This is a genomic window from Pseudomonas sp. TUM25319, assembly GCF_056388475.1.
In genome coordinates this window covers 4,660,186-4,682,780 of sequence record NZ_CM150751.1, presented here as the reverse complement: position 1 = coordinate 4,682,780, position 22,595 = coordinate 4,660,186, and the positions used below count along the sequence as shown (strand labels likewise).

At 66.6% G+C, this 22,595-nt stretch carries 18 protein-coding genes; 4 read left to right on the top strand and 14 right to left on the bottom strand.

Going from position 1 to position 22,595, the window contains the following annotated elements; translation table 11 throughout:
- Positions 1-49: 49 nt before the first annotated feature.
- From AC05QJ_RS21290 to AC05QJ_RS21280, 3 genes are all read right to left on the bottom strand, one after another.
- Positions 50-2,530 carry a TonB-dependent siderophore receptor gene (locus tag AC05QJ_RS21290; protein ID WP_476743256.1) on the bottom strand — a complete coding sequence of 827 codons (2,481 nt, stop codon included), beginning with the start codon at positions 2,528-2,530 and terminating at the stop codon, positions 50-52.
- Between the two features lie 75 nt (positions 2,531-2,605).
- A complete protein-coding gene (locus tag AC05QJ_RS21285) occupies positions 2,606-3,547 on the bottom strand; it encodes a FecR domain-containing protein (RefSeq protein ID WP_476743255.1) in 942 nt (313 codons plus the stop codon).
- Positions 3,547-4,050, bottom strand: a complete 504-nt coding sequence (locus AC05QJ_RS21280; protein WP_476743254.1) for a sigma-70 family RNA polymerase sigma factor — start codon at positions 4,048-4,050, stop codon at positions 3,547-3,549. The genes AC05QJ_RS21285 and AC05QJ_RS21280 overlap by 1 nt, the downstream gene beginning before the upstream one ends.
- A 200-nt stretch (positions 4,051-4,250) precedes the next feature.
- Between AC05QJ_RS21280 and AC05QJ_RS21275 the strand changes: the two genes are divergently transcribed.
- Positions 4,251-5,063 carry a hypothetical protein gene (locus tag AC05QJ_RS21275; protein ID WP_476743253.1) on the top strand — a complete coding sequence of 271 codons (813 nt, stop codon included), beginning with the start codon at positions 4,251-4,253 and terminating at the stop codon, positions 5,061-5,063.
- Positions 5,064-5,092: 29 nt separating this feature from the next.
- Here the strand turns inward: AC05QJ_RS21275 and AC05QJ_RS21270 are convergent, their stop codons facing one another.
- Positions 5,093-6,256 (bottom strand): PDZ domain-containing protein, encoded by a 1,164-nt coding sequence (locus AC05QJ_RS21270; protein WP_476743252.1) that lies wholly within the window; start codon positions 6,254-6,256, stop codon positions 5,093-5,095.
- A gap of 133 nt (positions 6,257-6,389) precedes the next feature.
- Complete coding sequence (locus AC05QJ_RS21265; protein ID WP_476743251.1) at positions 6,390-7,370, bottom strand: D-2-hydroxyacid dehydrogenase family protein; 981 nt, start codon at positions 7,368-7,370, stop codon at positions 6,390-6,392.
- Positions 7,371-7,534: 164 nt separating this feature from the next.
- On the opposite strand from AC05QJ_RS21265, the gene AC05QJ_RS21260 reads away from it, so the two are divergent.
- The 3 genes from AC05QJ_RS21260 to AC05QJ_RS21250 all read left to right on the top strand — a co-directional run bounded on the left by AC05QJ_RS21260 (position 7,535) and on the right by AC05QJ_RS21250 (position 11,542).
- Positions 7,535-8,050 carry a sigma-70 family RNA polymerase sigma factor gene (locus tag AC05QJ_RS21260; protein WP_476743250.1) on the top strand — a complete coding sequence of 172 codons (516 nt, stop codon included), beginning with the start codon at positions 7,535-7,537 and terminating at the stop codon, positions 8,048-8,050.
- The gene (locus AC05QJ_RS21255; protein WP_476743249.1) at positions 8,047-9,003 is read left to right on the top strand and encodes a FecR domain-containing protein; all 957 of its coding nucleotides are present in this window, start codon (positions 8,047-8,049) and stop codon (positions 9,001-9,003) included. The genes AC05QJ_RS21260 and AC05QJ_RS21255 overlap by 4 nt, the downstream gene beginning before the upstream one ends.
- A gap of 100 nt (positions 9,004-9,103) precedes the next feature.
- Positions 9,104-11,542, top strand: coding sequence for a TonB-dependent siderophore receptor (locus AC05QJ_RS21250; RefSeq protein ID WP_476743248.1), 2,439 nt, complete (start codon positions 9,104-9,106; stop codon positions 11,540-11,542).
- An 883-nt stretch (positions 11,543-12,425) separates the two neighbouring features.
- On the opposite strand, the gene AC05QJ_RS21245 is transcribed toward AC05QJ_RS21250, so the two are convergent.
- From AC05QJ_RS21245 to AC05QJ_RS21205, 9 genes are all read right to left on the bottom strand, one after another.
- Positions 12,426-13,538: a class II histone deacetylase gene (locus AC05QJ_RS21245; protein ID WP_476743247.1), complete on the bottom strand. Its 1,113-nt coding sequence runs from the start codon at positions 13,536-13,538 to the stop codon at positions 12,426-12,428.
- 34 nt (positions 13,539-13,572) lie between these two features.
- Positions 13,573-14,736 carry an MFS transporter gene (locus AC05QJ_RS21240; protein WP_476743246.1) on the bottom strand — a complete coding sequence of 388 codons (1,164 nt, stop codon included), beginning with the start codon at positions 14,734-14,736 and terminating at the stop codon, positions 13,573-13,575.
- Positions 14,737-14,749: 13 nt separating this feature from the next.
- A complete protein-coding gene (locus AC05QJ_RS21235; RefSeq protein ID WP_476743245.1) occupies positions 14,750-15,622 on the bottom strand; it encodes a transporter in 873 nt (290 codons plus the stop codon).
- A 134-nt stretch (positions 15,623-15,756) separates the two neighbouring features.
- Positions 15,757-16,734, bottom strand: coding sequence for a helix-turn-helix transcriptional regulator (locus tag AC05QJ_RS21230; protein ID WP_476743244.1), 978 nt, complete (start codon positions 16,732-16,734; stop codon positions 15,757-15,759).
- A gap of 304 nt (positions 16,735-17,038) precedes the next feature.
- A complete protein-coding gene (locus AC05QJ_RS21225; protein ID WP_476743243.1) occupies positions 17,039-18,289 on the bottom strand; it encodes an OprD family porin in 1,251 nt (416 codons plus the stop codon).
- Between the two features lie 77 nt (positions 18,290-18,366).
- On the bottom strand, positions 18,367-19,749 hold the full coding sequence (locus AC05QJ_RS21220) for a tripartite tricarboxylate transporter permease (protein ID WP_476743242.1): 1,383 nt from the start codon (positions 19,747-19,749) through the stop codon (positions 18,367-18,369).
- Positions 19,749-20,201, bottom strand: a complete 453-nt coding sequence (locus AC05QJ_RS21215; protein ID WP_476743241.1) for a hypothetical protein — start codon at positions 20,199-20,201, stop codon at positions 19,749-19,751. Before AC05QJ_RS21215 ends, AC05QJ_RS21220 begins: the two co-directional genes overlap by 1 nt.
- Before the next feature lie 100 nt (positions 20,202-20,301).
- Positions 20,302-21,222 carry a hydroxymethylglutaryl-CoA lyase gene (locus tag AC05QJ_RS21210; RefSeq protein ID WP_476743240.1) on the bottom strand — a complete coding sequence of 307 codons (921 nt, stop codon included), beginning with the start codon at positions 21,220-21,222 and terminating at the stop codon, positions 20,302-20,304.
- Positions 21,219-22,595, bottom strand: coding sequence for a hydroxymethylglutaryl-CoA reductase, degradative (locus tag AC05QJ_RS21205; RefSeq protein WP_476747982.1), 1,377 nt, complete (start codon positions 22,593-22,595; stop codon positions 21,219-21,221). The genes AC05QJ_RS21210 and AC05QJ_RS21205 overlap by 4 nt, the downstream gene beginning before the upstream one ends.

Here is a 22,595-nt window from a genome sequence, read left to right as displayed (position 1 = left end):
GGTCCGGAACATCAGTCAGCAACCGATTTGCCGGGGCATCGGAGCGGCCTCAGAAATCAGCCCGCAGCGTCACCGTGTAGTTGCGCGGATCGCCGTAGTGGTTCGCCGCATGCAGCCAGCCGATGGTGGAGTAGTACTTCTTGTCGAACAGGTTGTTGCCGTTGAGCGAGACGCTGAAGTTCTGGTTGATCTTGTAGGCCAGGCGAGCGTTCCAGATCGCATAGCCTGCCTGTTCAATGTCGCCCACGCCGTCGGTGCCGCCGAAGTTGCTGTGGTAATTCTCGCTCTGGATGCTGGCGCCACCCCCGACGGTCCACTGCTTCAGCTCGCCGGGCAGGGTGTAGTCGCTCCAGAAGCGCAGCATGTGGCGCGGCGTGTAGCTGTTGTAGGCCGCACCCGAGAAGCCGACGCCATCGCCCGCATCGTTGAGGTACTCGGTCTTGGTGTAGGTGTAGCCGGCGAACAGTTGCAGGCCGTCCAGCACCTCGCCGCTGATCTCGGCATCGAAGCCGGTGGAGCGGGCCTTGCCGCCGTCCACGTAGCAGTTGTCCTCGCCTCTGAGGCCGCACGGCGAGTTGCCGTCGTATTGGGCGCGGTTTTCCTGGTCGATGCGGAAGATCGCGAAGCTGGTATTGACCCGGCCATCGAGCAGTTCACCTTTCAGGCCCAGCTCGTAGTTGGCGCCCGTGATGGGCTTGAGGGTGGTGATGTCTTCGCTCAGCTCGGTCTGCGGCTTGAAGATATCGGCGTAGCTGGCGTAGGCCGACCACTGTTCGTTCAGCGCGTAGATCAGGCCGCCGTACGGCGTGAACACACCGCTTTCGCGGGCCTTGGCCGCTGGCGGCGAGTCGGTGTTGAAGCGCTGCAGTTCGTAGTCGTACTTGTAGTTGCTGGTGCGCCCGCCCAGCACCAGGGTCAGCGGCTCGGCCAGCTTGTAGCGGACCACGCCGTAGATGCCGTTCTGGGTGATCTTGCCGCGGGAGGTGCCGGCGTAGGTGGTGCCCAGCAACTGGTCCAGGGTCGGGCGCTGCGGCGACACCGGGTCGTAGAGGTTGATCGCGCCGAGGTTGAGCAACCCGCCTTGCAGGTCATCGGTCTGCAGATCGCTGGCGTTGGCGCCCACCACCACTTCGTGTTCGAGGCCCAGGGCGCGCCATTTGCCGGTGAGGTTGATGTCGACGCCCTTGTTGACGTTCTCGAAGTCGTACAGGTAGGCCCGCGAACGCATGCCGTCGCCGGTGGCCGGGTCCACCGCGCCTCGGCCGAAGCTGTAGAGGATGTAGTTGGTCTCGCGCACATAGCTGCCGGCGGCCTTCAGGCGCCAGTCATCGTTGAAGTCGTGGGTGACGTCGGCGAAGTAGGTGGTCTGCTTGTTGTCCCACTGGTTCCAGTCGGCGCCGGTGTAGGTGGAGCGGCTGACGTTGACCGCGCTGCCATCCTTGTTGCGCGGCAGGCCGCTGAAGAACGGCACCGCATGCAGGTCTTCGACGCTGGCACCCGCCGCCACGGTGGTGGCGTCGCCAAGGTCGTATTCGAGGATGCCGTAGAGCACGTTCTTGCGGCTTTCGGCGGTGTCGTAGAAGTAGTTCTGGTCTTCGTGGGCGGCCACCAGGCGACCGCGCAACGCGCCATCGGCGGTGAGCGGGGTGCTGGCGTCGAGGGTCTGGCGATAGGTGCCCCAGGAGCCGGCGCTGGCGGTGATGGACAGGGCCGGCTCGGCCTTCGGCCGCTTGCGCACCAGGTTGACCGCAGCGCCCGGGTTGCCGCTGCCTTGCAGCAGGCCGTTGGCGCCGCGCAGCACTTCGACGCGGTCGTACAGCAGGGTATCGGCGGTGAAGCTGCTGCCGATGGCGTAGTAGCGGCGGTCCAGCGGCACGCCGTCGTACTGGATGGTCTCCACCTCGAAGCCGCGGGAGTAGATGTACTTGCCGCCGGACGGGCTCTGGAAGGTGGTGACGCCGGTGGTTTTCTCCAGGACTTCGTCGAGGGTGTCGAGGCGCTGATCATCCATGGCCTTGCGGGTGACGATGCTGACCGACTGCGGAATGTCCTTGAGGCGGTGGGTGGACTTGCCGATGGTCGCGGCGCTGGAGGTGTAGCTGCCGGAGTCCTCGGTGGTGGCTTCGACCTGGCGTCCGCTGATGCTCAGCGGCTCCAGGTCGAGCGCGCCGCTGTTACGCGGCAGTGGCTCCAGGCCGTACACGCCGTCCCCACGGCGTACCGCCTGCAGACCGGTGCCGGCCAGCAGCTTGAGAAAGCCTTCTTCGATACCGTAGTGCCCGTGCAGGCCGGGGCTGGACAGCCCGCGTGCCAGTTCCGGGCTGTATTGCAGGGTCACGCCGCTTTCGCTGGCGAAGCGCGCCAGTACCTGGGCCAGGCTGCCGGAGCCGATGCTCCAGGTCTGTGGCGCCTGGACGGGCGCCGCCGAAGCGGTGCTGGCAACACCCTGCAGAGCGAGCGCCAGTGCGCTCAGGGCGAGGGCGCGGCGGTAGCGCGCGGTGCTGCTGACGGGTCGAGAAGAGCGGATCATGGAAAAGAAAGTCCCCAGGTAGATGGCAGTGTCATATCCAAGGACTGATGAGCCGGGAAATCGGGCCAACTTTTTTCAACGGGCACTCACGGTGACCCAGTAGCGGGTGCGGAACTGGACCTGCACCGGCAGCGTGGCGGGGAGCGCGGCCAGGATCGCGTCGGTGTTGCCGAGCTGGAATGCACCACTGATCGGCAGTCGGGCGACCTCAGGCTGACAGCGCAGCCAGCCCGACCGGTAGCGTCCCAGTTCCCTCAGGAATTCGCCCAGCGGCATCTCCTCGGCGATCAGCCGGCCACGGGTCCACAGGCTGTCCTGTTCGCGGGCGGCACTTGCGGGCCCCAGCCCGAGACCATCGAAGATCTTCTGCTGGCCGGCCTCGACGGTGGTCTGCGGGCCCTGCATGGGGGTTATCCGCACGGCACCTTCGAGCACCGCGAGCTGCGTGCTGCCCTCGTGCTGGCGGACCAGAAAACGGGTGCCCAGCGCTTCCATAAGTCCTTGCCGGCTGGCGACCCGCAACGGGCGGTGGCGAGGGCTTCCGGCATCGGTGCCGCTGTCCACGAGGATCTCGCCACGCAGCAGGGTGATAAGCCGTTGCTCCGGGTCGAAGTTCAGGTCGATGGCGGTGTCGGTGTTCAGGTCCAGTACCGTGCCGTCCGCCAGTTCCACCCGGCGATGCTCGCCGACCACCGTGGCGTAGGCGGCGGCCGGCACTGCCTGGCGATAGGCGACATAACCGAGGGGCGCAACGATCGCCAGCGCCAGCAGGTGCTTCATGGTCTGACGCCGCTCGCGGTTGAGCGTGCCCAGGGCCAGCCGCCGTGGCAGCAGGCCCAACTGCGCCTGCACCCGCTGCGCCTTCTGCCAGGCCCGCTCGTGCTCGGGGGCGGCCGCGCGCCAATGGGCGCAGGCGTCGCGGTCGGCCGCACTGACCGGCTCGTCGAGCATTCGCATGTGCCAATGGGCGGCTTGCCGGGCCACGTCGGGGGTAATGGGGGCGCGTTCGGTGGGCATCAGAAATCGTCTTCGAACAGGATGCAGGCTTCCAGTGCGCTGGCCATGTGGCGCTTGGCGGTGCGTTCGCCGATGCCCAGGCGCTGCGCCACCTGAACGTAGGTCAGGCCCTCCAGTTGCACCAGCAGAAATACCGAACGCACCATCGGCTTGAGGCCGTCGAGCAGGGCGTCCAGCTGCTGCAGCGTCTGGCGCATCGACAGCAGTTCTTCCTCGGACAGGGCGAAGACTTCGGGCAGTTGCGCGAGCATGTCCAGATAGGCGCGCTCCAGCGACTGGCGCCGGAAATGGTCGTAGACCAGGCGCCGGCTGATGGTCGCAAGGTACGCCCGAGGCCGCTCCAGGCTGAGGCTGGCGCCGGCCTTCTGTTGCGCCTGGAGGATCCGCAGGAAAGTGTCCTGTGCCAGGTCGGCCGCCTGGGCCGAGCAGCCCAGGCGGCGGTACAGCCATTGCTTGAGCCAGCCGTTGTGCTCGGTATAGACCTGGCTCAGATCATCGTTCATCACGGGTAACCCCTTCGGTGCGATGGCGCACCATAAATGATAACGATTATCAGATCAATTCATGTCGTGGGTGGGCCTGTATCCTCCGTTCGCCTTCGACCGGTATCGAAGAGAGAGTGGTGGCTTTTTGATGGCGACGTTATCATCCCGGGCCCGCTGACCCCTGGCGGATACGACGATTGCTCTCATGGACGAACCTCATGCTCAAGCCGCTTTTCTGCCTCACCCTAGCCACCGCACTGCTCACGGGCTGCGCCAGCCACCAGGGCGCCCCGACCCTCGATAAAGGTCAATTGGTAGGTATCTGGGCCATGATGCCGCTGGAAAACGGCATCGCTAACGTCGCCGAATACCAGGCCGACGGCAAGGTTCGCCTGCACCCGTTCAACTGCGTGGAAAGCCGCGAGCGGGAGGTCGAAGTGTCCGAGTATTCGTTGGCGAGCGATGGCCGGTCGATCCATGTCCAGTCGCCGCAGAATTCGTTCGACCTTCAGGTGCTGGCCTACGAGGGCAACTTCATGGTCCTGGGGATGAAGGTGGCCGACGTGAACTTGAAGTTCATGTACCGGAAGGTCGACAAGGTTGAGTCGCTGTGCCGGTTCTTCCCCAATGCCAAGGCCGAAGCCGCGCGCCGGACGGCTTATCGGGCCGACGACTTCGTCCCTGCGCCGGTCATCCCTGCGCACGCCGGTATGGAGCGCTACACCGGCAACTGGGTGAGCGACAAGGGGTTCACCCAGGTGCGGATTCAGCCTGGCTCCGACGGCCAGCTGTACCTGAGCATCCCCAGCAACGAGGACTGGACCTACCTGTTCAACGCGGTGCGCTGGGAAGGCGACGTGCTGCATTACCAGAGCTTCGCCTATACGGAAAAGCCGACGGGCTATCGCCACCCTTACCACAAGAGCACGACGCCGATGACCCTGGCGCCCGCGGCCGACGGCACGCTGCTCAGCACCTATGTCATCGGCAGCAAGCGTTTCGAGCAAACGCTGCGCCGGGCCAAGGACTGAGCACCGGCCCTGGCCCTTCCTCGCACGCCTTACGGCATGGCAAGGGTCGTCGCCGTGGGGTCGGCCACCTCATCCGCCGAACGCTTCGTGTCGGCCTCCGCCGAGGAGGCGAAGCAACGCAGCATGACGGACTGGGCTGGCCCGAACACCGGCTTGGCCGCCGCAAAACACACGCCGCTGTTGGTGTTGCACTGCGCGGCGTTGTAGGCGAAGTCCTGCCAGATGCCCGGTTGCTGCCGGTTCACCTTGGCAACGAAGGTTTTCATTGCCGCCATCTGCTGCTGGACCGAGGTATTGACGCTGGCGTCCCTGAACACCGGTGACAGCACATCCGGGTCTTTGTGGTAGTCGCTGGAGGTCAGGTACAGGTAGCAGTACTCCAGCCGGGTGGGTGCTGCGGCCACGGGCGCTGCGACGGGCAACGCCGCTGGCGGGGTGGCTGGAACGGCCGCAGCCATCAAGCCGGACGGAATGCTCAGGGTCAGGCTCTTCTCGCTGTGGTCGCGCCAGACGCTCAATGGCGCCTGGTAACCCGCACGCATTTTCCCGGCGATCGCCAGAACGTCGGCGGGGACGCTGACCATCTGCCCGGCCACATCGAGGATCACATCCATCGGCTTGAGACCGGCCCTGGCCGCCGGGCTTCCCGGCGTGACGCTCACCACCCAGGCGCCTTTGCCGTCTTCCAGGCCCAGCGCCTTGACCAGCTCGGGGGAGGGGCTTTGCAGCGTGAGCCCGAGGTCGGTGGCGGCCTGGTTCGGGCTCGTGGCGGGCACGCTGGCTGTCGGTGCCGGCGGCGCGGTGCTGGCCGTACTGGCCGTGTTGTCCGGCGTCAGGCAATGCTGCTCGTTGCGCACCTGCTGGATCGCATCCATCTGCCAGCCATGCACCTTGGCCATGTGCGCATCGCCGGAGGCGGCGGTTTTGCGTTGCACGTCCGCCATGTAGTCGTAACTGGAGGCCAGGTCCTTGCAGCTCTTGCCTCGCCAGGAGGAGGGGGTGATGCCCACGCTTTCAGGCGTCTGCAGGGCGTGGCTGGCCGAATCCAGCACCGGCGAAAACACCGCGTGGGCGACCTGCGCCACGCAGCCGCTCAACAGACTGCCCGCCACCGCCACGCTGGCAAGTCGCAGGGCAATCCCGACGTATCCCTGCTTCTGCACCTGTGCCGTGCCCTTGCTTATCGTGCCCATGCTCCCCCCGAAATGACCGTTCGCGCCCTGACCACAGGCTTTTGTGGGCGAACGCTAAATCAAGTAAAGGCGCTATGCCAGCATCCTTTTCTGGCGCCTGACAATCGACGCGGGCATGCCGACCGGGGAAGGCTCAGGAGCGGCCGACTGATAACGCCTCCGGGTTCGCCACGTTCTTCGCCTTGCCCGCGAAAAACGCCAGCACATTGTCGAAGGCATCGCCGAAGTACAGCTCGTAGCCGTTCTTCTCCACATAGCCCAGGTGCGGCGTGGCCAGCACCCGCGGGTGGCGGAGCAGGGGATGGTTGGGGTCGAGCACCGGTTCGTCCTCGTACACGTCCACGGCGGCACTGCCCGGCCGTCCCGCGTCGAGGGCGCGGAGCAGGGCGCCGGGGGCGATCAGTTCGGCGCGGCTGACGTTCACCAGCAGGGCGTCGGTCTTCATGCGCGAGAGGTCGTCGAAGGTCACCCCATGGCGGCTGCGCTCGGACAGGCGCAGGTTGAGGCTGAGGATGTCGGCTTCGGCGAAGAAGGCTTCGCGGGAGCTGGCGGCGCGATGGCCGTCGGCTTCGGCGGCAGCGCGGCTGGTGTCGCTGCCCCAGACCAGCACCGGCATGTCGAACGCGGCGGCGTAGCGCGCCAGGCGCTGGCCGATCTTGCCGTAGCCCCAGATTCCAAGCACCTGCCCGGACAGCGCCTGGCCCAGGTTGACCTGCCATTGGCCCTGACGGAATGCTTCGATGGCTGGGACCAGTTGGCGCCTCGCGTTGAGTATCAGCGTCCACGCCAGTTCGGCAGGCGCCACCGGCGAGCCACGCCCTTCGGTGACGACGATGCCGCGTGCGCTGCAGGCGTCCAGGTCGAGATGGCCGGACACCTTGCCGGTCTGGCTGATCAGCCTGAGTTTCGGCAGGCGGTCGAGCAGGGCGGCGTCGATGCGGGTGCGTTCGCGGGTCAGCACCAGGGCGTCCGCCTCGGCGAAGCGCGTGGCCAGTTCGTCCGCAGAGGCCGGCTGGCGATCGTGATAGACGGTCACGTCGTGCCCGGCCAGACGGCGGTAGCAGTCGAGGGAGCGGATCACGTCCTGGTAGTCGTCGGGGATGACAATGTGCATGGGAGAGGGCTCGGCGGGTACGGTGAGCGGCAGACGATAGCCCAATTCCGGCGCGGCCTGTGACACGCCCGAATGAGCTCGATCATCGCCGAGGCTTCACAAAACGATGATGGCAAGATGATAATAAGATTGCTTATCAATTGTGACAGGCCACAGGAACCGGCATGCCCACCCCCGAACATCCCGCGACGATCGAATCACTGTACCTGCAGCACCACACCTGGCTGCGCGGCTGGCTGTACAACCGCCTGAGCAATTCGGCGGATGCAGCGGATCTGGCGCAGGACACCTTCGTGCGGGTCATGCAGCGGCGCATGGCCGGCCAGTTGGCCCAGCCCCGTGCGTACCTGCGCACCATCGCCCGGGGCCTGGTGATCGACCTGTGGCGCCACCGCGATATCGAACGGGCATGGCTGGAGACCCTGGCCGAGTTGCCCGAGGAGCAGGCGCTGTCGCCGGAAACCAGTCTGTTGGCCCTGGAGGCCCTGGTGGCGATCGACCGTTTGCTGGATCAGTTGCGGCCTATCGTGCGCCGGGCGTTCCTGCTGGCCCAGCTCGAAGGACTGAAGTGCCCGGCCATCGCCCGTGAGCTCGGGGTCTCGGTGGCCAGTGTCGAGCGCTACATCGCCCAGGCCATGCGCCACTGCTACGTGGCGACCTTCGAGGCGCAGCCGCTGTGACCCGGCCACTCACCGAGCTGCAGGGTGATGTGGTGGATCAGGCCATCGACTGGTCGCTGAAGATGACCTTCAACACTCCGGACAGCGACACCCGCCAGGCCTTCGAGCAATGGCTGGCCGCCAGGCCCGAGCACGTTCAGGCCTGGCAGCGCATGCAGAGCCTGAGCGGGCGGTTTGCCGGGCTGCCTAAGGCGGCCGCGCTGAAGACCCTCGACCGCCTGCCCGAAGGTCGCCTGCAACGGCGTCAGGCGCTCAAGCTGCTGGCCTTGCTGGCAGGTGTCGGCGTCACCGGCTGGAGCGCCCGTGCGTACACGCCGTGGCAGCGCCTGGTGGCCGACTACAGCACGCGCATCGGCGAACACCGGCGCTGGACCCTGGACGATGGCAGCGTGCTCGATCTCAATACCGACAGCGCCGTCAGCCTCGACTTCGACAGCCAGCAGCGCCTGCTGACCCTGCTGCGCGGTGAACTCGCCCTCGACAGCGGTCGCGATGCGGCGAACCGGCCGTTGCGGGTGCAGACACCGCAGTGCCTGCTGGAGACCCTTGGCGCGCGCTTCGAGGCCCGTTTGCTGGACGGCGCCACTTGCCTGTCGGTGGCGGAGGGCGCGGTGCAGGTCCGCCGCGGCGCCGACACCCTGGTGGCGCAGGCCGGCGAGCGCTGGCGCATCGGTGCCGTCCAGAGCCTGCCCTTGCCGGCATTGACCGCGCAACACAGCGCCTGGCGTGACGGTATGCTGATCGCCCGCGACCTGCCATTGGGTGAGGTCCTCGCGGAGCTGGGCCGCTATTGCGTCGGCCATCTGGGCTGCGATCCGGCGATCGCCGGGCTGCCGGTCAGCGGCAATTTCGGCACCGATCGGCCGCAACAGGCGGTCGACCTGATCGCCCGTTCGCACCGGCTCGGGGTCCAGCGCCTGACCCGTTACTGGGTGCGGCTGGCAGCGGCCTGAGACCTTCTTCGAAAAAAATCGGCGAGGCCCTGAGGGGATTTCGTTCGCGGGACGGCATAGCTCTTCGAATGTCTTCCTGAACCCACTCCGAGAGTCCCCCGTGAATCATCGAAACAACCCCGTAGCCCAACCTCGCCGGCTCAGCCGCGCGGTCCGTCATGCCGTGCTGTGCCTGGGCCTTGGCATTGCCGCCTGCTCGCTGGTGCAGGCCGAGGAACAGGCGGTCGCCGCCGTCCAGCTCGACATCGGCAGTGGCAGCCTCGACAGCGCCCTGACCCAACTGAGCCGCAGCACCGGCCTGAACATCGTCTTCGACCAGCACCTGCTGGCGACCAGGGCCAGTTCCGGCCTGCGTGGTCGCTACACGCCAGGCGAGGCCCTGCGGCGCTTGCTCGGCAACAGTGGCCTGCGTGCCGTGGCGTTGGGCGATGGCGGCTACCAGATCATCGAGGCTGGCAACGACGGCTCGATCGAGCTGGGCGCTACCAGCATCCAGTCCACCGGGCTTGGGGAAACCACCGAGGGGACTGGCGCCTACACCACCGGTGTGACCAGCACCGCGACCAAGATGAACCTCTCGATTCGCGAGACGCCGCAGTCCATCAGCGTCATCACCCGCCAGCGTATGGATGACCAGCATCTGGCGAGCATCACCGAGGTGCTCAACCAGACGCCCGGTATCACCATGTCCCAGGACGGTGGCGAGCGATTCAATATCTATTCACGCGGCAGCGCCGTGAATTCCTATCAGTTCGACGGGGTCAACACGAGCCAGCAGAACGAAACCCGCAACATGCCCAGCACGCTGCTGGACATGGCCCTGTATGACCGCATCGAAGTGGTTCGCGGAGCCACGGGGCTGATGACGGGCGCCGGCGAGCCGGGGGGCGTGATCAACCTGATCCGCAAGAAACCCACCCGCGAATTCAAGGCCCATGTCCAGGGCAGCGTCGGTTCCTGGTACAACTACCGCAGCGAGGCGGACATTTCCGGTCCGCTGACCGAAACCGGCAATGTGCGTGGGCGACTGGTGGCTGCCAAGCAGGACAACCACAGCTTCATGGACTGGTATGGGCAGAAACGGGAGATCCTCTACGGCGTCGTCGAAGCTGATCTGACCGACACTACGCTGCTGCGTTTCGGCGTCGATTACCAGAAGTACCGTTCCACCGGAGCGCCGGGTGTACCGCTGCTGTACACCAATGGCCGGCAGACCGATTTTTCGCGCTCGGTGAGTTCCGGTGCGCGCTGGATGTACGACGATTTCGAAACCCTGAACTACACCGCCACTCTTGAGCAGCAACTGACTGATGACTGGCGGCTCAAGGTGGTCGCCAACTACATGGACGTGGACCGCGATGCCGACCTGGGCTGGTACCAGAGCACCTCGGGGCTCAGCTACCTGAACCAGGCCACCGGTGCGGCCAAGGCCGAGCGTGCGAGGATCTCCGCCGATCAGGTGCAGAAGGGCGTGGATGTGAATCTGCAAGGCAGTTACGAGCTGTTTGGCCGGGCCCATGAACTGGTGCTCGGGTACAACTACTCCGACTACAAGAATCATCACGATTCCTTCACCGGCGGTGTTGCCGACTTCAACTTCTACAGTTGGGATAACTACCTCGCCCGTGATAGCTACCGGGCATCGGTGCTGCTGGATATCAGCACGCGCCAGAGCGGTTACTTCGTCGCCAACCGCTTCAACCTCACTGACGAGTTGCACCTGTTGCTGGGTGCCAGGGTTTCCGACTACCGCTACGACTACAACTTCTTTTCGCGCATCACCCTGGCCGGCACCCCGCGCCAGATGCGCGAAAGCGGCGAGGTCACGCCCTATGCCGGCCTCATCTATGACCTGACGCCGGAGCAGTCGGTGTACGCCAGCTACACCGACATCTTCCAGCCCCAGTCCGCGCAGGACAAGGACGGCAAGGTGCTCGATCCGGTGGTGGGCAAGAACTATGAACTGGGCTGGAAAGGCGAGTTCTACGGCGGCCGCTTGAACGCCAATGCTGCGGTCTACATGGTCGAGCGGGACAACTTCGCCGAACTGGATCCGGGCCAGGTCACACCCACCGGTGCGGATGCATCGCGGGCTGTCGACGGAGCGAAGACCAAGGGGTTTGATCTGGAGATCGCCGGTGAGCTCTCTCCGGGATGGAACCTGCACACCGGCTACAGCCATTCGCGCACCGAGGATGCCGACGGCGTGCGGCTGACCACACAATTGCCCATGGATACCGTGCGCTTCTGGACCACCTATCGCCTGGCGGGGAACTGGGACAAGCTGACCCTGGGCGGTGGCGTCAGCTGGAACTCGAGCAAGGCGCTGACCTTCACCCGCTACAACAACGCCAAGGTCAAGGATGACGACTACGCCGTCGCCAGCCTGATGGCCCGCTACCAGATCAACGACCACCTGGCCGCGACGGTGAATGTCGACAACCTGTTCGACGAGAAGTACTACGCAGGCATGGCCGGCAGCTACGGGCACTACGGTGCGCCGCGCAACGCGACCCTGAACCTGCGGTATGACTTCTGAGGCTTGATGTGCGGTGTGGCTGACGGCCTCATCGCTGCGGTTCGGCGCCCCGACAAGACCAGCTCCCACAGCGTCCGGGCCAGACGCGATACCTGTGGGAGTCGGCTTGCCGACGATGGCGTCATTGCAGGCAACAGCGTGGCCTGTGCCGGCCTCATCGCTGGCTAGGCCAGTTCCCACAGCGTCCGGGCCAGACGCGATACCTGTGGGAGTCGGCCTTGCCGACGATGGCGTTATTGCAGGCAACAGCGTGGCCTGTGCCGGCCTCATCGCTGCGGTTCGGCGCCCCGACAAGGCCAGCTCCCACAGAGTCCGGGCCAGACGCGATACCTGTGGGAGTCGGCCTTGCCGACGATGGCGTCATTGCAGGCAACAGCGTGGCCTGTGCCGGCCTCATCGCTGGCTAGGCCAGTTCCCACAGCGTCCGGGCCAGACGCGATACCTGTGGGAGTCGGCCTTGCCGACGATGGCGTTATTGCAGGCAACAGCGTGGCCTGTGCCGGCCTCATCGCTGCGGTTCGGCGCCCCGACAAGGCCAGCTCCCACAGAGTCCGGGCCAGACGCGATACCTGTGGGAGTCGGCCTTGCCGACGATGGCGTCATTGCAGGCAACAGCGTGGCCTGTGCCGGCCTCATCGCTGCGGTTCGGCGCCCCGACAAGACCAGCTCCCACAGCGTCCGGGCCAGACGCGATACCTGTGGGAGTCGGCCTTGCCGACGATGGCGTCATTGCAGGCAACAGCGTGGCCTGTGCCGGCCTCATCGCTGCGGTTCGGCGCCCCGACAAGGCCAGCTCTCACAGAGTCCGGGCCAGACGCGATACCTGTGGGAGTCGGCCTTGCCGACGATGGGGCCACCAGTCACACCACGGACAGTGACAGCCTTACCGCTCCAACTTCCCGGCCATGGCCTCCACCAGCCCGCGCTGGAATTCCACCACCGCCGCACTCGGCTGCTGCAACCCGACGAACGCCAGCATCGGGTCTTCCACTGCCGTCCTCACCCCGGCCAGTTCCTCGATCGCCGCCAGCCCGCAGAACGGCACATAGGCCTCCGAATACCCACCCTCGTGCACCAGCACCAGCCGCCCATGGCACAGGCGTTCGGCGGCTTCGCGCACGCGCCGGGTCATCTGCCGGAACGAGTCGCTGTGCAGCAGCATCCGCGCCAGCGGGTCCACGGCGTTGGCGTCGTAGCCGCAGGCGACGATGATCAGTTCCGGTTCGAATCGCTCCAGTGCCGGAATCACGATGCGGTCCATCGCGTGCAGGTAGGCGTCATGCCCGCTGCCCGGCGGCAACGGGATGTTGATGTTGGCCCCAAGGCCCGCGCCGCGACCGCGGTCGTCCTCGCCGCTGTAGCCAGCCGGGAAGCAGCCGTCCTGGTGCAGGGATAGGGTCAGCACATCGGCCCGCTCCTCGAAGATCGACTGGGTGCCGTTGCCGTGGTGCACGTCCCAGTCGATCACCGCCACCTTGCCCAGGCCACGTTTGGCCTTGGCGGCTTCGATGGCGATGGCGATGTTGTTGAGGAAGCAGAAGCCCATGGCGCTGTCGGCCAGGCAATGGTGTCCCGGTGGACGCGACAGGGAATAGGCATTGTCCACCTCGCCGGCCAGCACTGCGTCCACGGCGGCCGTGGCAAGGCCCGCGGACAGCCGGGCGATCTCGTAGCTGCCCGGGCCGATCGGCGCATGGGGGCCAAGCTCGCCGCCGCCGGCATCGCTCATGGCCTTGAAGCGTTGCAGGTACGCGCGGGGATGCACCCGCAGCAGGTCTTCATCGCTGGCCGCCTCGGCACCGCGCACCTGCAACTGGCGGGTCAGGCCCGAGACGTCCAGCAGGCTTTTCAGGCGCCGCTTGGTTTCCGGCGACTCGGCGTGACCGGCGGCGGCCGGCGGTTGCACCCAGCCGCCCACCGGCAGGGTCAGGGCATGCAGCCCGGCGCTGTGCCACAGGCTGAGTTCATCGAAGAAGAAAGCAGTGTTTCGGCTCATGGTCTTTCCGTTCTTTCTGGGGAATGAGGGCGGCTCAGGCTTTCGCCCGGCAGCCGAGAATCAGCAACAGGGAGGCGAGGGTCAGGGTGGTGGCGCAAAGCAGCAGCGGCTGGAAGCCACCCGTGCTTTCGATCAGCCGGCCGGCGATGGCCGGGCCGATGGCCAGGCCGCCACCGATCACCAGGTTGGAGGCGTTCATCAGCTTGCCGGAACGGTCCAGGTCGGCCAGGCAGGCGAGGATCAGCGGCAGGATGAAGGTCCAGGTGAACTTGAACGCCAGTGCCGCCAGCGCCAGGCGTGCCAGCGGCGGCTGGCCCAGCAGCAACAGCACCGAGGCCGCCATCAGGCCGTAGCCGAGCAGCAACAGCAGCACCCGCGGCAGACGGTCGCCGATCAGCGAGGCGCAACCGGCACCGACGATGCCCATGACCGTGGCGATGGCCAGCACCTCGCCGCTGGCGTCGGCGGCAATCCCGGCCTTGGCGCTGATGGCGCCAATGAAGGTCCAGACACCGCTGAGGCTGATGTAGAAACTGAGGATGCCAAGAATGCCCAGCAGCACTTTCCAGGTCGGCGCGCGCCCCCCGTCATCGAGGCGTTGTTCGGCCACCGGGGCGCCCTGCGGGAAGCAACGGGCCAGCGGCAGGAACAGCGCCATCAGCACCGCGAGGATCAGGTAGCAGGCCGCCAGGCCGTAGTGCTCGAACAGCCGTGGCAGCACGCTCAGGCCGATGGCGCCGACCACCAGTTGGCCCATCACCCACAGCCCGTAGACTCGGCTCGGATTGGCGGTGGAGGCGGCACTGGACAGGCAGATGATCATCAGCGAGCCGCCGGCCAGGGCGCTGCAGAAGCGCAGCGCCAGCAGCGTGGAATAGTCCGTCGCCCAGATCGACAGCAGGTTGGCGGCGATGAACAGCAGCCCGGCCAGCAGCGCCGCGCTGCGCCAGTTGACCCGCTTCAGCCACCAGAAGGCGGGCAGGGTCGCCAGGCTCATGGCGCCCAGCTCCACGGAGAACAGGTCGCCGATCTGCGACGGACTCAGTTGCCATTGCGTGGCCAGTTGCGCGGCCACGGCCGGGGCGGTCATGAGGATGGTCGGGGTGATGGCGGCGAACAGCACGATGGCCGCCAGCAACGCCAGTTGCGAAGAGGCCAGCGTACTGGCGCCCGAGAGTGATTTGCTTTGGCTGGTCATGGTCGCGCTCCGCTCAGAACACATGGACCAGACGCAGCAGCGCGTCGGTGCCGTGGTAGCCGTTATCGGTGGCGACGTTCTGCGAGAGGCTGAACATCACCTGGTTCTGCTGGTCGAGCCAGTGACCGACTTCGAAACCGACCTGGGTGTAGCGCTTGTGGGTGTCGTCGATGCGCTGATCGTTGATGCGCAGTTCGCCGCCGTCGGCGTGGATCAGCCGCAGGGCACCGTAGGTGGCGGGGGTGAAATCGTAGGAGGCGAAGGCCTGCAGGCGGTACAGCGGGTCCTGCTTGAGCTCGGCGCCGAAGTAGTCGTCGTTCTTGCCGTAGAGCTGGGCTTCGAGGTTGGCTTCCAGCACCCATTTCTCGCCGATGCCCTGGGTGTAGTTGTAGACGAATGTGGTGCCCCAGCGGTTGGCGCCTGGCGACACGTCGGGATTCTGCCCGTGGTACTCGCCCACTGGCAGGGTCACCAGGGTCAGCAGGCCGCTGTAGGTGCGGGTGGCGGCGTCGTTGATGAAGAACAGCGTGCCGCCCACCTGCGGGTCGCCGAAGCCGCTTTCGCCGGTGTGGCGGGTGGCGCCGGGCAGGCGCGCGTCGATGTCGGCGAAGGGCACGATGAACTGTGGCGTGCACAGGGTGCCGCACAGGTCGGTGAAGAACACCTGGCGGTAGGCCACGGCGTTGACCTTCAGCTCGGCCTTGCCGGTGCTGTCGGCCGGGCCGTGGAAGTCATCGGCGCGGGTGGCCGGCAGGTACAGCACGCCGAGGCTGGTGCCGCTGGGGGCACCGAAGAAGTCCCGGGCGTTGAGGTCGGCGGCGCCGGCCTGCAGGCTCAGCAGGCCGCACGCAAGGGCGGCGAGGGTACGCGGTTGTGGGGTGCTCATGCTCTTTTTCGTCTCTTCTTTGTGTTGTTGTGTGGCGAACGGCTCGCCGATACCGGGCAGTGAAAAAAAGGCAAAGGGGTGCCTGTCGCCGGCCAGGGGCCGGCGAGTCGGTCAGTGCGTGTCAGCGCAGCGGATCAGTCAGGCGGGGTGTGCAGCAGATGGGCGATGCGGGTTTTATCGTTGACCCCAAGCTTGTGGTAGATGGCACGGATGTGGTGGCGCACGGTGTTGGGCGACAGGCCCAGGTCGCGGGCGATTTCCTTGTAGGTCTTGCCCTCGCCGAAGCCTTGGGCGACGTCGTTTTCCCGTGGGCTGAGCTGGACGAACACACTGCGGCTGCGGGCCGCGAGGAGGAACAGGTCGCCCACCGCCGAGGCTTCGATCTGCACGCGCTTGCCGTCGTGGCCACGGGCGTCCAGCGCCACGGGCAATAGCGGGCCTTTCCACTGCGGCCACTCGCCGAGCAGCAGATCGACGAAGCCTTTTTCCGCGCAGTGCAGGGTACCGCGCTGGTCGCACACGGCCAGGGCCAGATTGCGCGAGGGCGTGAGCATTTCCCGTTTCGCCACCAGGGTGCGGATATGGTTGGCCGACACGGCGGCCACCAGGTGCAGCATCACGTTGTTGAGCACCTGGCAGTCCTGTTCGGTGAAGCGCGGTGCGCCGGGGGCGCGGTACAGGGCCAGGTGGTCGCTGAGATGGGTTTGCGGGTCGATGTAGACCACGCACAGCAGCTCGCCGATGCCGTAGGTCTGGCCGAGCCAGTTGAGTCCGGCACCATTGTCGGGATCGGCCATGTCGACGATCACTGCCTGCCCCGGCCGCTCGTGGACGCGGCCGATGGTCACGTCGGTGTGGCGGATCGACTGCCAGTCGGGCAGGTAGCTGGGCGGCAGATGGTAGAGGTAGGAGCTGTGTTCTTCCGGCAGCCCGTCGATCAGCGCCGCGCGGCCCCACCAGGCACTGGAGAAGGGCAGCACCTGGCTGATGCTCGCCAGGGCGGGCTGATGGAAGTGCTCGATGTCGTTGTTCTGCGCCAGGCGCTGCAGCTCCAGCGTCATCGCGCTGAAGGCCCCGAGAAGGCTGGCAAGGCTGTGTTCATGACCGCTCATGGGTTGGATACCTCTGGGCGACTGTTCTTATTGGTTTCGTCACGGGTTCAACAAGGACCGGAGCGTCGTGGTGACGTTGGCAGGGCCTGTTGGAGAGTGTCGGTGGATTGGCAGGGGATCACTATCCTACAGATGCAGGATGGAGGGGTGTTTGTTTGTCGGGAGAGGCGCAAGGGCGGGGCATTTGTTGTGGGCTTGCCGGCCTCATCGCCGGCAAGGCCGGCTCCCACAGGTTCCATGCCTGGAATCCTGTGGGAGCTGGCTTGCCAGCGATGAGGCCCTGAAGTCTGTCACCAGGGCCGGATCAGAGCAGCGAAAGCGGATAACTCACGATCACCCGATGCTCGTCGAACTCGTTGCTGCTGAAGTCCCGGCGCAGGGTCGAGTTGCGCCATTTGACGGTGAGGTCGCGTAGCGGCCCGCTCTGCAGGGTATAGGCCAGTTCACTTTCGCGGCCCCATTCCTTGCCATCGTTGACGGCGCCGACCTGTACCTTGTCGCCACTGATGTAGCGGGTCATGAACTGCAGCCCCGGCAGGCCATCGACGGCAAAGTCATGGTCGTAGCGCACCTGCCACGAGCGCTCGTGGGCGTTGTCGTAGCTGGAGTTGAAGCTGTCGTTGGCCAGGCTGGTGCCGGCGGTGGCGTTGACCCGCATCCAGCCGGTGTCGCCGCTGACCCGCTGCAGGCCGAGGTAGAAGGTGTGCCCGCCGGTACGGGCCGAGAGCATCAGCGAGCCGGTGCGGTTGTCCATGTCGCCGGCCAGCGAGCGGCCGCTGTCCTTGCCGACGAACCAGCCGAGGTTGGCGCCCAGGGTCCAGGCGCCCACGACCTGGCGGTGGGTCAGGTTGTAGTACTGCTGGCGGTAGATGTCGCGCAGCTCCGACTGCCAGACACCCAGCAGGGTCGCCTTGTCGTTGAAGGTGTACTCGCCGCCGAGGATGTCGAGGCGGTCCGAGGTGGCGCCGGGGCGCCCGCCCATGAACATATCGTCCATGCTCGCGTCGTTGCGCGGGCTGTTGCCCCGGAAACGCGCGCCGTAGAGGGTCAGGTCGGTGATCTCGCGGGATGTCACCTGGGCGCCCTGGAAGGTCTGCGGCAGCGAGCGGCCGTCGTCCGAGCGCAGCACCGGCAGCATCGGCGACCATTCGCCGACTTTCAGCTCGGTGGCCGAAATCCGCGCTTTGAGCGCCACGCCCAGACGACCGAAATCGTCCGCCGGGCGGCCGTCGTCATGCACCGGCAGCAACTGGGTGTTGGCGGTGCCGCGACCGCCATCGAGCTTGACCGAATACAACCCCAGCACATCGACGCCGAAGCCGACCGTACCCTGGGTGAAGCCGGAGCGGGCATCGAGGATGAAGCTCTGGGTCCATTCCTCGGCCTTGCCCTGGCCGAACGCCGGGTCGACGAAGTTGCGATTGATGTAGAAGTTGCGCAGGGTCAGGCCGGCCTTGGCGTCGTCGACGAAGCCTTCGGCCTGGACGCTGCCGGCGCCGAGCAACAGGCAGGCGCAAGCCGCCGGCACGCGGCGAGGGGTGCAAAGGATATTCATTGTTGTTGTTCCTTTTTTGCGGGCGAGTGAAGCCACGCAGCCGCCCAAGGCTGCGTGGAAAACCGGGAAAGATCAGGTCAGGCGAATAGCGCGACGATGGCCGGCACGCTGAGCACGGCGGTGTAGTAGCCCATGAACTGCACGCCGATGTTGAAGCCGATGAAGCGGTACAGGAATCCGCCCAGCAGGCCGATGGTGAGGATCACCAACAGGCCCAGCAGGCCGCCCTCCCACAGGCCGATCACCAGGATCAGGCCGACGAAGGTGGCGATCACCGCCTCGTGGCTGATGCGCCGCGAGACGAACGAGGCGGCGCGGTGGGCGAAGTTCATCGAGAACGGGTAGGCGATCAGGATGGCGATCAGCACCGCCAGCATACCGAAGGCCAGGAACTCGCCGGCGCTGAGCAGGTTGTGCAGGTTGTTGACCTGGCCGGTGGCGGCGTCCACGGTGAAGCGTGGCGGGGCGTTGAACAGCGGTGCGGCGGGGCCGGCGGCCACTGGGCTCAGCGGCAGGCCGAAGGCGATCAGCGGGATCAGCGCCTCGGCGATGTAGGTGGGCTCGGTGACGCCGTTGCGCACGCTGATCACCGAGGTCAGGCGATGGTAGGCGTGCTTGATCCGCGCCCCCACCACTTCGCCGAGGATCACCGTCATCGCCACCGGGCTGAACACGAAGGTCGCGCTGGATACCGTGGCGGTGGCCAGGGTCCAGCCGGCCTGGCGGCGGTCCAGCACTTTCAGCGGGTTGGGGAACCAGCCGCCCCAGCTTTTCACGTCGGGCGAGAGCGAGAAGGTGCGCGGCTCGCTGCGCTTCATCCGCGCCCGTTCCGCCGGTGCGAGCATGGCGAACAGCGCGGCGATCAGCGGGCCGATGGCGATGCCGAGGAAGTAGCTGACACTCAGCTTGACCCCGTGCTGACCGGTGAGGGTCTGCAGTGCAATGATCACCAGCACGAACGGCAGCAGCGCCAGCACCGAGGCCCAGCGGCCAGCGGAGAAGTAGGCGATGGTGGTGGCGGCGGCGAGGAACACCCAGGGCGCGGCCTGCTTGATCGCATCGCCGAACGGCGCCAGCAGCACGGCGAACAGCACCGCCAGCGGCACCGCGACCAGGGCGGCGATCACCGCCCCGGAGATCATCTTGCGCAGGGCGATATGCGGCACGCCGAGGTTGCGCAGGAAGTTGGCCTCGCGCATCAGCGGCGTGGCCATGGTGTCGCCGGGGATCCCCAGCAGGGCGGTGGGCACCGCGTGGGTCATGTGCTTGGCCACGGCGCCGGCGAGGAAGAAGGTGAACACCCCGGCGGCAGGCACGCCGAGCAGCACCACCAGCAAGGTCAGCGGGGCGAGGGTGGTGGTTTCGTCGCTGCCGGAGATCAGGCCGATGGCGGAAAACACCACGGCACCGATCACACCCATCAGCGCGGCAATCAGGATCTGGTCGAACAGGGCGTCCATCAGGCGGTACCTCCCTTCAGGGCCGGCGTGGCGCTGCGGGGCAGTGACCGGGTGGCGGGCTCGGCTTCGTCGAACAGGCTTTCCAGGCCCAGTTCGCGCAGTTCGTTGCGCACTTCGGGCGGCAGATCGGACAACTGGCCGATACCACCGTATTCGACGCGCAGTTCTTCGATCACTTGCTGGCGCCAGGCCGGATCGGCGATGTGCTCGACCACATGGCGCTTGGGCTTGAACAGGCAGGCGCTGACGCCGCCGCCCACCAGCGAGCCGAGGATGCCCAGCAGCATGGCGTAGGCGCGGGCCATCTGGGTCGACTCGACCCAGCCGGTCAGCAGGTGCTCGGCGAGAAAGAAGGCGCCCAGGCTGCACGCAGCGCCAACGGCGATGGCGGCGAGCAGGTGGCGGCTGTCCACGGTGTCGCCCCAGACTTCGTAGAGGTTGTCGTCAGCCATGGTTCACCTCCGGACGGAGGCGGTGCAGGCGGCATTCAGGTGTCATGGAATTCTCCTGCCCTTGCGGGCTTGTTGTTTTTGTTCGGGAGCTGCGTTCGGGTCAGGGGCGGGCGGCACTCCTTGCCGCCAGGGCGAGGCCTGCGCGGGAGCGGTTGGCAATGCCCAGTTCGGCGCTGATGCGGGTGCCGACCCGGGCCACGGCCTCAAGGTCGACACCGGTCTCGAAGCCCATGCCGTGCAGCAGGTACAGCAGCTCCTCGGTCGCCACGTTGCCGCTGGCGCCGGGGGAGTAAGGGCAGCCCCCGAGGCCGGCCACCGAGCTGTCGAAGGTGCGCACCCCCAGCGACAGCGCGGCGTGGATATTGGCGATGGCCATGCCCCAGGTGTCGTGGAAATGCCCGGCCAGGGCCTCGACCGGCACTTCGCTGGCGCAGCGCTCGATCAGCCGTGCGGTTTCATCCGGCCGGCCGGCGCCGATGGTGTCGCCCAAACTGATCTCGTAGCAGCCCAGCGCATACAGGCGCCGGGCCACCTCGGCCACGGCCTGCGGTGCCACCGCGCCGCTGAACGGGCAACCGAGCACGCAGGATACATAGCCGCGCACCCGGACACCCGCTTCATTGGCGGCCTGCAGCACCGGCGCGAAGCGTTCGAAGCTGTCGTCGATGGAGCAGTTGATGTTGTTGCGCGAGAACGCCTCGGAAGCGGCGGCGAACACCGCCACCTCCCGGCAACCCGCTGCCAGCGCCGCGTCGAAGCCCTGCAGGTTGGGCACCAGCGCCGCGTAGTTCACGCCATCGCCGCTGGGCAGGCGGCGAAACAGCTCGTCGCTGCCAGCCATCTGCGGCACCCAGCGCGGCGACACGAAGGCGCCGCCCTCGATATGCCGCAGGCCGGTGGCCGCAAGCTCGCGCACCAGCGCCAGGCGACTGTCCACCGACAGGTGCCGGGGCTCGTTCTGCAGGCCGTCACGGGGGCCGACCTCGAAGACTTTTACCGCGTGCGGGCGGGCCATGGTCATTCGCCGCGCTTTTCTTTGAGCAGCTCGACGGCGCGGTCGGTGCGCACGTCGTGGGCCTGCACCAGTTGGCGAGCCACCCAGTCCACTTCGTCGCCACGGGCGCCGGCCACCAGGGCGATATTGCGCGCGTGCAGCGCCATGTGACCGCGCTGGATACCTTCGGTGGCGAGGGCGCGCATGGCCCCGAGGTTCTGCGCCAGGCCCACGGCCACGGCGATCTCGGCCAGGTCCTGGGCGGTCTTGACGCCGAGGATGCGCAGCGACAGTTGCGCCAGCGGGTGGGTCTTGGTGGCGCCGCCCACCAGGCCGACCGGCATCGGCATTTCCAGGGTGCCCACCAGATGGCCGTTGCCGTCCTTCTCCCAAGTGGTCAGCGAGCCATAGTGGCCGCTGCGGCAGGCGTAGGCGTGGGCGCCGGCTTCAACGGCGCGCCAGTCGTTGCCGGTGGCGACGATCAACGGGTCGATGCCGTTCATGATGCCTTTGTTGTGGGTTGCGGCGCGGTACGGGTCGATGGCGGCGAAGGAGTAGGCGTCGAGAATGCCCTCGATCACCGCCTCGCCGCTGAACTCGGCGGACTTCAACTGCTCCGGGGTGATGCGCACCTGGGCGCGGGCCAGGCGCAGGTCGGCCAGGTTGGACAGAATGCGCAGGCGCACCTTGCCGCCGGTGATCTCTTCCATCAGCGGCGCCACGGCCTCGGCCATGGTGTTGACGGTGTTGGCGCCCATGGCGTCGCGCACGTCGACGATCAGGTGCGCCACCAGCATCGGGCCGCGCGGGGTGTCGGCAAAGGTGTGCACTTCGATATCGCGGCAGCCGCCGCCGAGCGTGTTGAGCAACTGGTCCTTGCGGTTGGCCAGTTCGATGATCTCGTCCTTGCGCCGCAGCAGGCTCAGACGCGCATTGAGCGGGTCCTGCACGCCGACGATCTGTACCTGGGCGCGCATCAGCGGGGCGCTGCTGGAGGTGATGAAGCCGCCGTTGGCCCGAGCCAGCTTGGCCATGTAGGACGCGGCGGCGACGATCGACGGCTCTTCCACCACCAGTGGCACCAGCACATCGCGGCCGTTGATCTGGAAGTTGCTGGCCACCGCGTAGGGCAGTTCGAACTTGCCGATGACGTTTTCGATCATGCCGTTGGCGATCTCCATCGGCAGGGCGCCTGTTTCGGCGAGCAGGCGCACATCGTCGCCGCTGAGGTTGAGCAACTGGCCGAGATGGTCCAGGCGGGCGGCAGGGGAGAGGTTGCGGAAATCGGGCAGGCGGGAGTCGAGGCTCATGGGGGCTCCGTTGGAGTCATTGTTGTTGAGGCGGCGGCTTGAGCGCGTCGCCGGCGTGGTGCTAAATGTGCAGCCACTGTGCCCTTGGAT

What these genes read in the sequence shown, in the direction of transcription:
- AC05QJ_RS21290 (WP_476743256.1), bottom strand. Translation starts at nt 2,530, where the DNA reads ATGATCCGCTCTTCTCGACCCGTCAGCAGCACCGCGCGCTACCGCCGC.
- AC05QJ_RS21285 (WP_476743255.1), bottom strand. Translation starts at nt 3,547, where the DNA reads ATGCCCACCGAACGCGCCCCCATTACCCCCGACGTGGCCCGGCAAGCC.
- AC05QJ_RS21280 (WP_476743254.1), bottom strand. Translation starts at nt 4,050, where the DNA reads ATGAACGATGATCTGAGCCAGGTCTATACCGAGCACAACGGCTGGCTC.
- AC05QJ_RS21275 (WP_476743253.1), top strand. Translation starts at nt 4,251, where the DNA reads ATGCTCAAGCCGCTTTTCTGCCTCACCCTAGCCACCGCACTGCTCACG.
- AC05QJ_RS21270 (WP_476743252.1), bottom strand. Translation starts at nt 6,256, where the DNA reads ATGGGCACGATAAGCAAGGGCACGGCACAGGTGCAGAAGCAGGGATAC.
- AC05QJ_RS21265 (WP_476743251.1), bottom strand. Translation starts at nt 7,370, where the DNA reads ATGCACATTGTCATCCCCGACGACTACCAGGACGTGATCCGCTCCCTC.
- AC05QJ_RS21260 (WP_476743250.1), top strand. Translation starts at nt 7,535, where the DNA reads ATGCCCACCCCCGAACATCCCGCGACGATCGAATCACTGTACCTGCAG.
- AC05QJ_RS21245 (WP_476743247.1), bottom strand. Translation starts at nt 13,538, where the DNA reads ATGAGCCGAAACACTGCTTTCTTCTTCGATGAACTCAGCCTGTGGCAC.
- AC05QJ_RS21240 (WP_476743246.1), bottom strand. Translation starts at nt 14,736, where the DNA reads ATGACCAGCCAAAGCAAATCACTCTCGGGCGCCAGTACGCTGGCCTCT.
- AC05QJ_RS21235 (WP_476743245.1), bottom strand. Translation starts at nt 15,622, where the DNA reads ATGAGCACCCCACAACCGCGTACCCTCGCCGCCCTTGCGTGCGGCCTG.
- AC05QJ_RS21230 (WP_476743244.1), bottom strand. Translation starts at nt 16,734, where the DNA reads ATGAGCGGTCATGAACACAGCCTTGCCAGCCTTCTCGGGGCCTTCAGC.
- AC05QJ_RS21225 (WP_476743243.1), bottom strand. Translation starts at nt 18,289, where the DNA reads ATGAATATCCTTTGCACCCCTCGCCGCGTGCCGGCGGCTTGCGCCTGC.
- AC05QJ_RS21220 (WP_476743242.1), bottom strand. Translation starts at nt 19,749, where the DNA reads ATGGACGCCCTGTTCGACCAGATCCTGATTGCCGCGCTGATGGGTGTG.
- AC05QJ_RS21215 (WP_476743241.1), bottom strand. Translation starts at nt 20,201, where the DNA reads ATGGCTGACGACAACCTCTACGAAGTCTGGGGCGACACCGTGGACAGC.
- AC05QJ_RS21210 (WP_476743240.1), bottom strand. Translation starts at nt 21,222, where the DNA reads ATGACCATGGCCCGCCCGCACGCGGTAAAAGTCTTCGAGGTCGGCCCC.